The 14988-nt window shown below is 39.8% G+C and carries 13 protein-coding genes and 1 riboswitch; of the genes, 11 read left to right on the top strand and 2 right to left on the bottom strand.

What is annotated here, in order from left to right; translation table 11 throughout:
- Positions 1 to 259: 259 nt before the first annotated feature.
- Positions 260 to 1159 carry a formyltetrahydrofolate deformylase gene (purU, locus tag JNUCC23_RS21885; protein ID WP_062186437.1) on the top strand — a complete coding sequence of 300 codons (900 nt, stop codon included), beginning with the start codon at positions 260 to 262 and terminating at the stop codon, positions 1157 to 1159.
- 3 nt (positions 1160 to 1162) lie between these two features.
- On the opposite strand, the gene JNUCC23_RS21880 is transcribed toward purU, so the two are convergent.
- Both JNUCC23_RS21880 and JNUCC23_RS21875 read right to left on the bottom strand, forming a co-directional pair.
- Positions 1163 to 1837 (bottom strand): SIMPL domain-containing protein, encoded by a 675-nt coding sequence (locus tag JNUCC23_RS21880; RefSeq protein ID WP_454213581.1) that lies wholly within the window; start codon positions 1835 to 1837, stop codon positions 1163 to 1165.
- A 601-nt stretch (positions 1838 to 2438) separates the two neighbouring features.
- Positions 2439 to 3977 carry an FAD-dependent oxidoreductase gene (locus tag JNUCC23_RS21875; protein WP_454213579.1) on the bottom strand — a complete coding sequence of 513 codons (1539 nt, stop codon included), beginning with the start codon at positions 3975 to 3977 and terminating at the stop codon, positions 2439 to 2441.
- 536 nt (positions 3978 to 4513) lie between these two features.
- Between JNUCC23_RS21875 and JNUCC23_RS21870 the strand changes: the two genes are divergently transcribed.
- From JNUCC23_RS21870 to JNUCC23_RS21825, 10 genes are all read left to right on the top strand, one after another.
- Positions 4514 to 5698: an Alp7A family actin-like protein gene (locus tag JNUCC23_RS21870; protein WP_062186430.1), complete on the top strand. Its 1185-nt coding sequence runs from the start codon at positions 4514 to 4516 to the stop codon at positions 5696 to 5698.
- 9 nt (positions 5699 to 5707) lie between these two features.
- Complete coding sequence (locus tag JNUCC23_RS21865) at positions 5708 to 6274, top strand: hypothetical protein (RefSeq protein ID WP_454213577.1); 567 nt, start codon at positions 5708 to 5710, stop codon at positions 6272 to 6274.
- Between the two features lie 412 nt (positions 6275 to 6686).
- Positions 6687 to 8015 carry a DEAD/DEAH box helicase gene (locus JNUCC23_RS21860; RefSeq protein ID WP_403077111.1) on the top strand — a complete coding sequence of 443 codons (1329 nt, stop codon included), beginning with the start codon at positions 6687 to 6689 and terminating at the stop codon, positions 8013 to 8015.
- A 237-nt stretch (positions 8016 to 8252) separates the two neighbouring features.
- Positions 8253 to 8597 carry a lmo0954 family membrane protein gene (locus JNUCC23_RS21855; protein ID WP_403077114.1) on the top strand — a complete coding sequence of 115 codons (345 nt, stop codon included), beginning with the start codon at positions 8253 to 8255 and terminating at the stop codon, positions 8595 to 8597.
- A gap of 115 nt (positions 8598 to 8712) precedes the next feature.
- Entirely contained in the window at positions 8713 to 9360 is a 648-nt protein-coding gene (locus tag JNUCC23_RS21850; protein ID WP_454213574.1) for a PspA/IM30 family protein, read from the top strand.
- A 257-nt stretch (positions 9361 to 9617) separates the two neighbouring features.
- Positions 9618 to 10361: a cell wall-active antibiotics response protein LiaF gene (gene liaF, locus JNUCC23_RS21845; protein WP_062186421.1), complete on the top strand. Its 744-nt coding sequence runs from the start codon at positions 9618 to 9620 to the stop codon at positions 10359 to 10361.
- The gene (locus JNUCC23_RS21840; protein ID WP_403077127.1) at positions 10358 to 11404 is read left to right on the top strand and encodes a sensor histidine kinase; all 1047 of its coding nucleotides are present in this window, start codon (positions 10358 to 10360) and stop codon (positions 11402 to 11404) included. The genes liaF and JNUCC23_RS21840 overlap by 4 nt, the downstream gene beginning before the upstream one ends.
- A complete protein-coding gene (locus JNUCC23_RS21835) occupies positions 11397 to 12029 on the top strand; it encodes a response regulator (RefSeq protein WP_062186417.1) in 633 nt (210 codons plus the stop codon). The genes JNUCC23_RS21840 and JNUCC23_RS21835 overlap by 8 nt, the downstream gene beginning before the upstream one ends.
- Positions 12030 to 12212: 183 nt before the next feature.
- The gene (locus tag JNUCC23_RS21830) at positions 12213 to 13400 is read left to right on the top strand and encodes a class I SAM-dependent methyltransferase (protein ID WP_403077131.1); all 1188 of its coding nucleotides are present in this window, start codon (positions 12213 to 12215) and stop codon (positions 13398 to 13400) included.
- Between the two features lie 316 nt (positions 13401 to 13716).
- Positions 13717 to 13823: riboswitch (SAM riboswitch) on the top strand.
- Between the two features lie 91 nt (positions 13824 to 13914).
- A complete protein-coding gene (locus JNUCC23_RS21825; protein WP_454213571.1) occupies positions 13915 to 14964 on the top strand; it encodes an LLM class flavin-dependent oxidoreductase in 1050 nt (349 codons plus the stop codon).
- Positions 14965 to 14988: the final 24 nt, after the last annotated feature.

Genomic DNA, 14988 nt, shown 5'->3' with positions numbered 1-14988 from the left:
TGATTGTACATGCTTCCTATTCATATCTTTTCCAAATAAGCAGGGAATACCCTAGATTTAGAATGATACTAGAAGAGTGGGGAATGGCAAAACAGATCATGTATTTTGATAGCGTTGTTTTTGGATTGAGTTTCCCAAAAAAAGCGCACTAGTACACGCATCCTACCATTTGTATCGGCTGTTCTACAAGTATTCACTTTGTGCAACTGCAGGAATGAAGTATAATAGAGCAAATCTAGTAAAGAAAGTTGGAATAACAATGACACCATTTGCTCAGGATCACTTACCTACATTTAAGGAAAATAATAAAAATACAGGTCGACTCATGATAAAATGTCCCGATCGGCCAGGCATCGTTGCAGCTGTATCTTCTTTTTTACAAGAATTTGAAGCGAATATCGTCGAATTAAGTCAATATTCGATGGACCCTAATGGTGGTACGTTTTTTACAAGAATCGAATTTGAATGTCCGGATCTAGAGAAGAAGGCGAAGGGGATGGCAGAAACTTTTGAACCGATTGCAAAGAGATTTTCAATGGAATGGACATGTACCAATGTAAGTGACCTTAAGAAAATCGCCATTTTTGTTTCAAAAGAGCCTCACTGTTTGCTGGAATTGCTTTGGGAATGGCAAAGTGGAGATTTACTAGCAGATATTGCACTTGTTATTAGTAATCACGAAGATGCTCGTGAAATCGTTGAATCTCTTCATATTCCGTTTTATTATTTACCTGCTAATAGGGACATTCGTAAAGAGGTAGAGGCAAAGCAACTAAAGCTTCTCGAGGAATATGAGGTGGATTTGATTGTTTTGGCAAGATATATGCAAATTTTGACTCCAGAATTTGTCTCAGCTCACCCAAATCGAATTATTAATATTCACCATTCCTTTTTACCCGCATTTATCGGTGCAAGACCGTATGAACGGGCCTATGATCGTGGAGTAAAACTAATTGGAGCGACTTCACATTATGTGACCAATGACCTCGATGAAGGACCGATTATTGAGCAAGACACCGATCGAGTTGATCATCGCGATCATGCGAATGACCTGAAAAAAATCGGCCGTTCCATCGAGCGAAGAGTATTGGCGCGTGCAGTCAAATGGCATCTTGAGGATCGAATCATCGTTCATCACAACAAAACGGTTGTATTTTAAAGGTTAGTGAAACGTATAAATGACTTTTACAATTGCCTTGATCTCTAATTCACCAGGTTGAATCTGTGTGGAGGCAGCCTTTGCTACAAAGCTGGTTTGATAAAGAACTGGCGTCGATCCAGCTGGGATTTCTTCAATGGTTTCGGGAATTTGTTGCAAAGTAACGTCAGCAGCCTTCGCTAATGCTAATGCTTTTTGTTTGGCATTTTGTAAGGCGAGTGCAAGTGCTTGATTATAGTACATATCATGCTGAGATAATGAAAAACGAATATTTGAAACAGAATTGGAGCCATTTTTGATGGATGTGTCGACGATATTGCCAACCCGGTCAATATTTTTTGTTCGTATTTCGATCATATGATGTACTTTATAATTTTTGAAAATCTCTTTACCGTCCAGATAGTCATATTGAGGATCCATACGGTATTCTTTTGTTTTAATTTGGTCATCTGGAATGCCGAGGTCAGCTAATCCTGTTAAAACTTTGGCCATTGCTGTAGCATTTTGCTGTTGCGCCAAGATAGGGTCCTTATTTTCTGTGATGACACCTAATGTAATAATTGCCTGATCTGGAGGAGCTTGAATGGTTGCTTCTCCGATGACGGTTAATTTGTTTGGGCCTTCACGTGAATGTTGATCGGCTTCGCCTCGAAATAAAGGGGAAGACTGGTAATTCATAAGTGAGAACACATCCTTTCGTTAGATCCTTCTATCAACTTCAGGCAAGAGTACCCCTTCCTCAAGGAATGTGAAGGGCATAGCCCAATGAGTAGGGAGGGGGTGAATGGCCTTTTTGTGTATCGGAACACCTGTTCTTGTGATGTGATATTCCTGAACAGATTGTTCATTGACAACTGAACATAGGAGGTTAGTACGAGAAAGGCTTCTTACCGTAAGATGTTCAAGCTAAAACCAACAGCCGAGACACACAATGGTGTGAACCCAATAAGCTGAAAAAAGAAGTCCCAACGGCAAGACCAATGGGATAGAGGGGTTGGGTGTTTCTAGTACACCACGGTGTCAACGCAACGTACGTTAAGCGTTCAGAAATGTTCGATACGTTAGAAACCCCCACTAAACTTTTGTTAGAAAGTTTTGTGGTGGGAGTATTCATTAAGATACGATAATCGTCAGGGGAACATACCTCTTTTTTAAAAGAATTAAAAAGAAGATGTCACATAAGGGTCTGACCTCGCACTCTAAATCAGTGTGTGGAGTTTCATACACGTACCTTATACTGTCTTTAGATGTTACGGGGTCGTGACCTTTGCATGGAAAGCTATTCCAATGTAATTTGTTTTAATGGCTCAACTGCTGGCCCTTCTAAAACCTCGCCTGTAATCGAGAATCGAGAAGCGTGGCAAGGACAGTCCCATGTTCGCTCTCCGCTGTTCCATTCCACTTCACAGCCCATATGGGTACAAGTGGAGTCTACAATATGCAAAGTTCCTTCTGTGTCGCGGTAGCAGCCTGCCTTATCCCCATTAATCCTTACAATGGCTCCTTCGTCATTTGTTAACTCCTCAGGCAATTTAGACACCATAGCGAATTTCCCTTGGATTAAGTGTTTTGCAACATCAAGATTATCTTTTACGATATTTGCTGCACCTTTCAAGTGTGAGCGTGAAGGGCTAAAGAGCTCTGCGTAGCGATTATCCTCGTTTGTTATCGCATCTGTCATGATTTTTGCGGCTATTGTTCCTTTCGTTATTCCCCATTTGGCAAAACCTGTTGCAACCAGCACGTTTGGATGATTGGACGTTATAGGCCCGATAAATGGTAAATGATCAGGAGTTACATAGTCTTGGGCTGACCAACGGTATGGAATGTCGTTAATTCCAAAATGCTTTTCTGCAAAGTCATGGATCGCCTCGTAATGCTCTATCATTGAAATTCCTTGCCCCGTTTTATGGGTTTCTCCTCCTATAAGAACAAGCTTTTCCCCGTTTAAAGTGGTATAACGGAATGTTCTCGATGGAGTGTCTGCACTAATATACATCCCACCAGGGAAATCATTCTTCGTTTTAACAGCTAATACATAAGAACGTTCTGCGTGCATTCTCGCAAAGTAAAGCCCCATTTCGTCATTAAAAGGAAAATGCGAAGCTGTGATCATGTAATTACATACTATTTTTGCTCCATTGTCTGTAATAATCACTGGTTTTTCCCCATCTTCGACTTTCATAGCTGTCGTATGTTCAAAAATTGCCCCGTTAGCGTTTGTGATAAGAGGGATCAAACCAGTTAAATATTTTAATGGGTGGAATTGATATTGGTTTTTCATGATGATTGCTGCTTGACATGGAACGGAAAAAGGAATGGTATTCGTATATTCACCAGGAATTCCGAGCCTTTCATATGCTTTCATTTCGCTTTCAATTTTACTAGCATATTCATCTGTTTCAGCATAAACATATGCATCTTCCATAGTTAAATCACAGTCAATATCATGTGTTTCAGCTGTTTTCTTAATGAAATCCATGGCTTCTTTATTCGCATGATAATATAATTTCGCCTTTTCTTCACCGTGATCTGTAATGAGTTGATCATAAATTAAACCATGTTGTGCAGTAATCTTCGCGGTAGTATGTCCGGTCGTTCCTGTCAAAATAGAGCCTGCTTCGATTAGAACCGTCCGTATCCCCTTTTCCGCAAGTAGATATGCGGCTGTGATACCAGAGATCCCACCGCCAACTATGGCGACATCAGTTTCTATATTTTGTGTAAGCTTTGGGAAATTCGGAAAGGAGAGATGGTCTCGCCAATAAGGTTCAGGGAATTGAGGTAAATCTTGATAATGTTTATTTTGGTTTGGCATGGAATGTTGCCTCCTAATTCATTAATTAAAGCGTGTAACATTGTGTGGAAATTGCCTATATACAAGCGGAAACTCGTCTAAGGGAAAGAATAATATTGCTCAATACCGTCCAATTATTACCATACCCAGGTTTGTTGGATTATACACATTACTTTTTAAGACGATATTTATAATCAAAAAGGGGAGGTTGTACCGGACAAAGTGAAACTGCAAGGAGGGGTGGAAGGGGCTCTCCGATTCGCCCAGCTCCGGTAATATTAACCATATTTATAAGAAAAGGACTATTGTTTACAATTTCGTATACATGTAAACAAAAATGTAAACATGTATACGAAATATGTTTACAAGTATACAAAAGTGTATACTTGTTGGTGTGTAGGCATGCGTGTGCGTTTAAGGAAATTGTGTACAAAAATGTATACAAAAAAAGATAATTGCATCTATTGGATTATTGACCAATCTCTTAAACTTTCATATTCTTATATAGATAGAATATCCACATTACATACTCCGAGTGAGTAGAAGGGATTGATTAGATGAGTACGTCAAGAATCGCTGCAGTCGATGTTGGAAATGATGCAATTAAAGCTATATTTGGAAAGATGGATTCGGAATTATACATCCCGAACGTTATTGCTCGTGATATTGAGGACCGACCTGTTATTGGAATAGAGGATCTTAATCAACAAGATCCAGTTGAAGGAATCCACATTAGGATTCATTCCCCTGCCCTTCTGGAAAACAATGCGATTTATCGAGTTGGAAATTTGGCAACAAAAAGTGATAATCCTTTTGAATTAGATCCAGGAAGTAGCAAATCAGAGGAAGACCAAACACTTGTTATGTTGTTTGCTGCTTTAGCGCTTGATGCAGTTAATGAAAAACAAGCAGCTGTGTTCAGAAAAACAAATAATGTAATCGATGCAAACTATACCCTTGGAACAGGATTACCTCTTCGTGAAGTGAAAGAAGGAAAAGATGTTGGGTATCGTTCTAAACTTCTGGGCTCTGTCCATCAAGTAGAGTTTTTAATAACACCTAAATATCAAGGCGTGAAGGTAAATATTAAATTTGATGAAGTGAAGGTGTATCCAGAAGGGTTTGCGGCGTATATTAACCTTGTGATGGATAACAATTCAAACGTCATTAATAGAGAATTAATTGACAAACAAATATTAATTCAGGATATTGGTGGATTATCTACAGATATCGCTGTGATTAAAAATCGCAAAGTTGATGACGATAAAGCGCAAGGCTTTAATCTTGGTGTAGCAGAGGCGTTGGAAGCCATTCGTGAGGAAATTCGCAAAAAACACGGAGTTGAGCTTGATAGTAGACGTGATGTAGTTGAAATTATTACCAAGAAAAACGATCGTAATCACATTATGGTTCGTGGATCAAGAACGAGTGTTCATGATATTACTGATCGAATTCTTGGTGAACTTGCAAAAAAACAATACCGTCATTTACGTAATGTTTGGCAAAAAAATTCGCAAACAGAAATTTGTTATTTTATCGGCGGCGGATCCATCGTATTGAAGGATTATTTGAAAACATTGAATAACCATTTAGATGGCTATAACATTGATTTCTTTGAAGATGAGAAAGAAAGCATCTGGATGATGTCTAATGCGTATTACAAATTGATCACCGACTTTGTAAGGAAAAACCCAAAAATAGAAGGTAAGAAGCAAGAGCAAAAAGCAGGATCAACTAAATAGGTGTAATGAATGAAAAAACCAACTTCAAGTATTCAAAGGGGACAAGCCCTTACCTTCCGAATCCCTTCTGATGCTCCAGATCACACATTAAGGCAATTGCGAAAATTAAAGGAGACAGAAAAACGCAACTTTTCCAGCACGATTGCAGAATATGTAATGGAAAGCGTGGGCCGTACAGCATTTCAGGATCAAGAAATGGTTGCGATTCCTCTGCCTCATAAATTAAGTAAAGCACAACGGGATTGGTTGAAGCATGCGCACTCTGAAGCTTTGCTTGGGAGTATTGTATACCAACTTTTAACGGATCCGCTTCGAGCAACTACTCTGCTTGCTTCTTTGAATAGCGGCGCACTCGATATTGAAGATGCCTTGTACTTACAAGAAGAACCAGCTGCTTCAATAGAGCCTGAGATGATTGAGGAAGATGTACAGGATCAGCAAAAGGACACTGAACTTGATTTGGATGACTTCGATTGGGGCCAGATGAATCAAGAAACAGAATCTCATGAAGAAAGTGGACAAGAAGAAGATCTAGATAATTTATTAGGTGACTTTCTTGCGCAAATGAATAAATAACGAAGGTGCCCCAAAAGGGTCTGACCTCATACTCTATCCACAGTTATGCACTTAATTTGAACTGTGGATAGTGGGTGGGGGCAGGCCTTGTGTTATGGGGCACCTTTCTTGTTGTCTGGGAAATAATGATGGCAGTAATCAGCTTTGTCAGTGAAGATGACTAGTTTAATAAAAAATGAAATCATCTTGTCTGTTTTAAGTAGGTTAAGAAGGGGAACGATATTTGAAGTAATTATAGTCAAGATTTCAAAAAGGTCTATTTTTTCTAAACTACAATGATGCATGGTAACGCATTTTTGTTTCCTAAAAATAATGCTTATGTATGCTGTTTATAAGACAATATCGTCCTAAATAAATGGTATACTGGCATAAGTATTTTACTAAAAATGTACGGAGAGTAGGCAGGTGTAAAATGAAATTTACGGAACTTGGGATTCGTTTAACAGTTGAACAGATGTTGAACCAAAATGGGATTCATGAACCAACATCGATTCAAGAACGAGCAATTCCAGAAATTATAGCAAAAAAAGATGTCATAGCAAAGGCGCAAACGGGAACAGGAAAAACATTAGCGTTTTTACTTCCTATTATTGAAACGGTAGATCTCGAGGCTCGACATATTCAATCGTTAATTGTAACGCCGACAAGAGAGCTTGCGCTGCAGATTACTGCAGAACTTCAGAAGTTTGCAGACAATATTGAAGGCTTACATGTTTTGGCCGTTTACGGGGGTCAAGACGTAGAGCGTCAGATGAAAAAGCTTGAACGGGGTATTTCTGTTGTCGTTGCGACCCCGGGGAGGCTTCTTGATCATATGAGACGTGGAACGATCGATCTTTCACAGGTTGACAAGCTTGTGTTGGATGAAGCGGACCAAATGCTTCATATTGGTTTTTTGCCAGAGGTAGAAGAAATTATCGAGCATCTTCCGACTGAAAGACAAACCTTATTATTTTCAGCGACCATGCCTGATCAGGTGAAACAGCTTTCGAAGCGTTTTATGCAAAGTCCAGTCACGATATCGGTTAAAAGTGAAGGTGTGACCGTTAAAGAGATTCGCCAGGTTGTCATCGAAACAACAGACCGTGCCAAGCAGGCAACATTGTTTAAAATGATTGATGAAGAGCGTCCATTTTTGGCGATTGTTTTTTGCAGAACAAAGCGCAGAGTATCTAAACTGCACGATGCATTGAAAAGTGCGGGATATAACGTGGATGAATTGCATGGTGACCTGTCCCAGGCGAAAAGAGAACGGGTAATGAAGAGTTTCCGTGAGGCTGCGATTCAAGTATTGGTAGCTACAGACGTCGCTGCACGGGGGCTGGATGTTGAAGGGGTTACCCATGTGTTTAATTATGATATTCCCGAAGATACAGAAAGCTATATTCATCGGATTGGGCGTACAGGACGGGCTGGCGAACATGGTCTGGCAGTTACCTTTGTCGCGGCAAAGGATGAGGAAGAACTGATGGAAATTGAAAAAGGGATACATTTGAAATTGGAGCGAAGAAGAATCGAAGGAATTAAAGTGAACGAAGCAACAGAAGCTCCGCGTAAGCCAAAACGCTCTCAAGGAAATAATGCGCGTCAGGATTACAACAAACGTCATGGAATAGAGAGTAAAGGAACGAAGAAAGAAAGCGGGAGAAAACGTGGGGGCGAAGGCAAGGGTTCTCAGGATTCAACAGCTTCTACTCGTTTTTCTTCATCAAAAGGAAATAGCGATCGGCGATCTAGATAGTAAAAAAGATGCCATAAGGGTCTGATCTCGTCCTCTTTATATAGTAGATAGTGCGGAACATACGCATCTAATACTGTATCTAGTAGGCATGGGATCGGCCTTTTTTTGTACGCTCTTTTGGCCTGTCTAGAAAATATACGCCTTAAGACGTACTTGAAAATATACCTCTAGCTCGTTATGGGAAATATGAAAACTAGATATGCTAGTAATACGAAATGACGAAAGGAGGAAAACGAAATGAAAAAATTCGGATTATTGATAGTGGGGGCGATTGCAGCGCTCATTTTGCTGGCGAATGTAGGACCACTCATCGGTTTAGCTATCTCTTTAGGAATTCTGTATTACAGTTGCAAACAGTTACTAAGTGTAGAATCAGTATTTGCAAAAATTGCTTGGGTGATCGTCCTATTAATTGCTCTAAGCTTTGCTATCTCAAGTTTCCCTTCAGTATTAGGGCTAGTTGCGGCGTACATTCTTTTTGTGGTGTACCGCAAATGGAATAAATCTAAAGAAACGATCATCGAAGAAAGTAATGATCCTTTTACAAACTTTGAAAAGCAATGGGCAGATTTAAACAAATAAGAAAAAAGTTACGACATCATTCGTAAAGGTAAACGATGAAATACGTTAGAGTTGCTAGTTTAGCTAGGATAACAAGGCGGCGGAGAACACGCCCCAATTATTAGGAGGAATTCAAATGACCAACTTATTCTCAAGAATTAAGCAAACTATTTCAGCAGACTTTCATGAAATATTAGATAAAAAAGAAGAAAAAAATCCAATTGCTTTATTGAATCAGTACTTGCGTCAATGTGAGGCTGAAACTGAAAAAGTGCGTAAAATGGTAGAGCGTCAATATCTATTAAAAAATGAATTTCAAAGAGAACTTCAAGAAGCGGCAGATCTTGCAGAAAAACGAAAGCACCAAGCTGGGATTGCAGAACAGGCGGGAGAAAGTGAGTTGCAAAACTTTGCGGATATAGAAAGTCAACAATACGCAGAGCGGGCTGTACGTCTTAAAGAGGCTCTTCATGAAAATGAAAAGCAATTAAGCGAGCTTGAACAAAAGTATCGTGAAATGAAGCATAAACTAAAAGACATGAGCATAAAGCGTATGGAGTTAATGGGGCGTGAAAACATCGCACGTGCTCATCACTGTATTAATACGGTTTTAGATACGACTATTCATCCTAATAAGCCGATTGCAAAATTTGAAGAAATGGAGAGCTACTTGGACCGGCTTGAACACGGGATTAACTCTTCTTATCACCGCAACACAATTGATGCAAAGATTATTCAGTTGGAAAAGGATATGAAAAATAAAGATACACAATCAATATCATAAATCACGTTTGTGAGAATAGAAAAAACCGTCTAAATATAGAGGAGGAATGGGGAACCCACTTTAATTAGTTACGCCCTTTAAGTTAATGACAATTCGTTCCCTTTTCCTTCATATAAAACTCATGGTATTCTAGAGAGGCGTAGATTTCTGCGCCTTTCATTCTATCTTAAATTGTTGAAAAACCTTCATCTCCTAACTAGGTGGCGGATGACAGCGAATTAATAGAATCGAACGAGACAGCTAAAGGAGGAGATCCCTTGTTTAAACAACTGAAAACAGAATACTTAGGTTGGATATTTCTCATCGGTATCATCCTTCTTATATCTGAACTCGTCTTCTTTGATGGAGGACTTATCTACTCGCTTGCTTTAGCGACGGGTTGTCTGTATATCGGTAGAAAACTATCCCCGCGCTCTATGGGGAAAATTTTATACTTAATTGGGATTGTCAGTTCAGTTGTTATTGTGTTAAATATGATGATTTTCAAATTTTTTGTTTTTGCTGTATTTGGTTATATCTTACTCGTATATTTCCAATCGAAGAAAAACCCAGAGTGGGTAAAACCGTATTTGATTGAACCAGAACGAAAAAAGGAACAGATTGAGTCAGAACCTTTATTGAAAAAAGAGTACTTGTTTGAAAATAAACTGATGGGTCACCAGAAAACCTCGGATGATGTATATGAATGGAATAATATTAATATTCAACGTGGGATTGGCGATACGGTTATTGATTTAAGTCACACAATCCTTCCGAAGGGTGAAGTGGTCATCTCTATTCAAAGCTTTGTTGGTAATTTGCAAGTCCTTATCCCATACGATACAGAGGTCAGGCTCCATCATTCTGTCATTGCTGGAAGAGCATCCATTTTTCAAAAGCAAGAAACAAAGGTATACAACCAAATTCTTTCTTACCAAACGACAGAATTTGAAACGGCAGACCAAAGAATCCATCTCATCACTTCGGTTGTCGTAGGCGATATCGAGGTGAAGCGAGTATGAACATTGTAACGCGGCAAATTGCAGCTTCTATGGGTTTAGCATTTTTGATTGGTCTTGTGTTAACGGCAGGACTATTTTTTTCCTTCCCTTTGAACAATTGGGAGATGCTGTGGGAAACAAAAGTGATGGATCTGCCATTTATCTTGTTTTATATTAGCTTGATTGTCCTAATTGGGATCGGATGTGGTTTTATAACAGGTTTGTCTTGGAAGCGGCAACTAAAAGAGATTAGCGACGAGCTCTATTTCGTAGAACAAGGACGACCGCCAGCCGGTAATGAAAATTACTTTGTTCAGGAATTAACGGCGATTTCTAAACAAATTGTCCGAGTGCATCACCAAGTTTCCGAACAAACGAAATTATCACAGAAGTTAGCAAATGATAAAGCGGAAGATCAGGAGAAAAGAATTCAAGAGATGGTTGTAAGGGAAAGAAACCGATTAGCGCGCGAATTACATGATTCTGTTAGCCAACAACTATTCGCCGCATCAATGCTTATGTCGGCTATTACTGAGTCAAACGGCGATGAAGATACTGGCAGTGCTAAACAGCTAAGAATGGTTGAGGGTATGATTCATCAGTCACAGCTCGAGATGAGGGCGTTGCTATTACATTTACGTCCTGTACCGCTTCATGATAAATCTCTTCAAGAAGGGATCGAAGAATTGCTTGTAGAATTATCGCAAAAAGTGCCAATGAAGGTAAAGTGGAAGCTTGAGCCCATTCCGTTGAAAAAAGGGATTGAAGATCATCTTTTTCGAATTCTCCAAGAATCTGTTTCTAATACATTACGTCATGCAAAGGCGAATTCTTTAGAAGTTTTATTGATTGAGCGGGATGGTTTGTTGATTTTAAGAATCGTCGATGATGGAGTTGGTTTTGACATAGAAGCTAGTAAAGCTGGCTCATATGGCATGAACAATATGTATGAACGGGCAGTTGAAGTGGGAGGAACCTTAAAGGTGATTAGCCTCTTGGATAAAGGAACAAGACTTGAAGTGAAAATACCGATGCTAAATGCGGGAGGTGAGCAAGATGATTAATGTTATTTTTGTCGATGATCATGAAATGGTTCGAATTGGCGTTTCAGCTTATTTATCGGCACAGACAGATATTCAAGTGATTGGCGAAGCGGATGATGGAGCAACAGGTGTGAAAATGGCGCTTGAATTGCGACCTGATATTATCTTGATGGACTTGGTTATGAAGGAAATGGACGGAATTGAAGCAACCAGATTAATTATTGAACAATGGCCAGAGGCGAAAATTATTATCGTGACGAGCTTTTTGGATGATGAAAAAGTATATCCTGCTTTAGAAGCAGGAGCGACAAGCTATATGCTAAAAACCTCAAAAGCGAGTGAAATTGCCAACGCTGTGCGTTCTACATTTCATGGTCAAATCGTTCTTGAACCAGAAGTTACCGGTAAAATGATGGCGAAGATGAGGAAGAAACCAGAAACAGCTGCTCATGAATCATTAACCAATCGGGAAATGGAAATATTACTACTAATGGCTCAGGGGAAAACAAATCAGGAGATTGCAAATGAGCTGTTTATTGCTTTAAAAACAGCCAAAGTGCATGTGAGCAGCATTTTAAGTAAGCTTGATGTTCAAGATCGTACACAGGCGGTTATTTACGCCTTTAAACATTCTTTGGTGGAATAAGAAGTGAAGGGCGTTCATTGGCTTGTTACCAGTATGAAGAACTCTTCGTTAAAAAAGTAAACTCAACTCCAATTAGATAGTACGACCAGTGCTATATAGTGGGCTTTTTGTACACTTTTTTAAGTAAGTGCAGCTAGGTCTTTATCCTAGATGTAAAACAAGAAAATGCAATGTGGAGGGTTTATGAAATCATCAAACGCACAAACTGCGATAGAGGTAGGTCGTTTATTAGAAGGGGAGAGTATCCCGTATCAATTTACTTATGCTGCGGCCCTGCTAATTCAAGGTGTCTCAGTACAAGAACCATTTGAAATAACAGTTGATGTACAGTGGGATTTATTTAATGAGGCTCATCAGTTATTTAAGGGCTTTTCGCCATCTCATCCTACAAAGACGACTGAGAGCGCGTCATTTCAATTTAGTGTGGGAGAGCAGTTAGTTACTGTGGTTTGCAATTATAATACGACGATAAAAACCGACCCGTATCGGATTTCAATAGTCACCGAAGGAGTAGAACTTTGGTGCCAATCTCTCTATAGTTATTTTTATGATGAAGAGATGGCGGTGTTCAGTGGACCTATTCATGCCCATCTAGCGGGGATTCAGCAAGGTTTCACCGAAGGAAATGAAGCTGCGTGGAATCAGAATAATTATGTTGCCTTAGTGAATCGCTACGGAGAGCCTGGGCAGCTTGCATCGAAAATCCTCTATAATCCGAAATGGCGTCTGCAACCTTTTTACCAGTATATGGGGGACTTGCAAAAGAAGAAAGTGATGCATCTGATGGGTTCTAATGGAGTGAAGGCTGTAGCAATGGCTGCACTTGGGGCTGAGGTTAAGGTTGTAGACTTTTCGCGGGAAAATGCAGCATTTGCTAAGGAATTGGCCGAAGCAGCACAAGTTTCAGTGGATTATATTATATCGGATGTCCTGTCGATAACTGGGGACCATGCTAATAATAATCATGATCTAGTTTTGATGGAGCTTGGCGTTTTGCATTATCTAATTGATTTAGCACCGTTAATGGAGATTGTTCAAGCAATCCTAAAGCCGGGCGGCCGCTTTATTTTACATGAGTTTCACCCGATATCGACTAAACTAATTACTTCATCTGGAAAAAAGCATAAAGTAATGGGTAATTATTTTGACCCCACGATTGAATCAAATAATGTAGCATTTTCCAAGCATATGCCAGATGGTGAACAAGAAAAACTATTACAAGTAGTACAGCGGAAGTGGACAATAGGAGAGCTTGTCACTGCAGTTGGTAAATCAGGGCTCGTTATCAAAGTACTTGAAGAAGAGCCGAATCATAAGATGCATGATATTGGATTACCAAAAACGTATACGCTTGTAGCGGAAAAAGGATAAAGAATATTAAGACCTTGAGCAATCTATTTTGTGCAAGTTGTATAGTCGAGTCAGCGGATAGGAAGGCCTTTTGTTTAACTTACAATGGATGGGTAAATTTGACTTCCGGCGCAGGAAGTGGCGAATCGTGGTCGATATGCCCTTTAAAGGATACTAGAAAGAACGGCGAGAGGATATTCAAAAAGGGTCAGGCCCTTTTTGAATATCCTCTTTTTTATAAATGATATTTCATTTTCTGATTTATGCAAACATATGTCTTGACGAATACCAAAGGTATAATATAAGATTATTCTAATTATTACTATAATTTAATATGTTCTTATCGAGAGAGGTGGAGGGACTGGCCCTTTGAAGCCCGGCAACCGTTGACAATTGTCAGTACGGTGCTAATTCCAGCGGAGTAATGGCTCTGGCAGATAAGGTGGAATGCAATCGCAAACTTCTTCTTATCGGAGAAGTTTTTTTGTCTTATCGAAGAAGGAGCCAATAATTTAATCATAGAGGAGATAGGGAAATGAGATATGGTTATTGGTTGCCGATATTCGGCGGATGGTTACGGAATGTAGAAGATGAGAAAATGCCCCCAACTTTTGAGTATGCGAAAAAGGTAACACAAGCTGCAGAAAAGTGGGGCTATGATACAACCCTCGTCGCTGAACTCAATTTAAATGATATTAAAGGTCCTGAGAGTGATTCACTTGAAGCTTGGTCAACGGCAGCTGCCCTTGCAGCTGTGACGGATAAGATTGAAATTATGACAGCTGTCAGACCTGGTTTTCATAATCCGGCGGTAACGGCAAAAATGGCGGCGAATATTGATCAAATCTCAAACGGCCGATTTACATTGAATGTTGTCTCTGCGTGGTGGGAGGAAGAGGCTCGTCAGTATGGCGGAGCTTTTACAGCCCATGATGAACGCTATGAGCGAACAGAGGAATTCCTTGAGGTGCTTAAAGGTTTATGGACAGAAGATACATTTTCATATGATGGGAAGTATTATTCGATTACCAATACTCATTTGCATCCGAAGCCTGTACAGCGCCCGAATCCAATTCTTTATGCAGGTGGAGAAAGTCCACGTGGCAAAGAGACAATTGTCAATCAGTGTGATGCATATGTCATGCATGGTGGCACAGTTGAGGAAGTTGCTGTGAAAATTCAAGGAATGAAGCAGCAAAGAGAAGCGGCAGGGAAATCACCATTTTCAAGCTTCGGAATGGCTGCTTACGTCGTATGCCGAGATACAGAAGAACAAGCCCAGGAAGAACTAGCACGAATTACGGATGTGAAAGAATCGAGTGCCTATGCTGGATATAATGACTTTATAAGCAAGTCACAGCTTGAGCAACAGGTAAAGTTATTCGACTACTCTGTTTCAAATCGTGGGCTGCGTCCGAATCTAATTGGAACCCCCGACCAAATTGCTGACCAAATTCTTGCATTTGAAGAAGCGGGCGTTGATTTGTTATTGCTGCAATTTTCTCCTCAGCTTGAAGAGATGGAGCGATTTGCTAAACAAGTAATGCCGCTCGTTGAAGAAAAACGTACAAGAATTCAAGTATAAAGACAAAGATGAACTTAGGAGGCA

It is taken from the genome of Peribacillus sp. JNUCC 23, from assembly GCF_053653995.1.
This window is presented reverse-complemented; position numbering and strand designations above follow the sequence as displayed.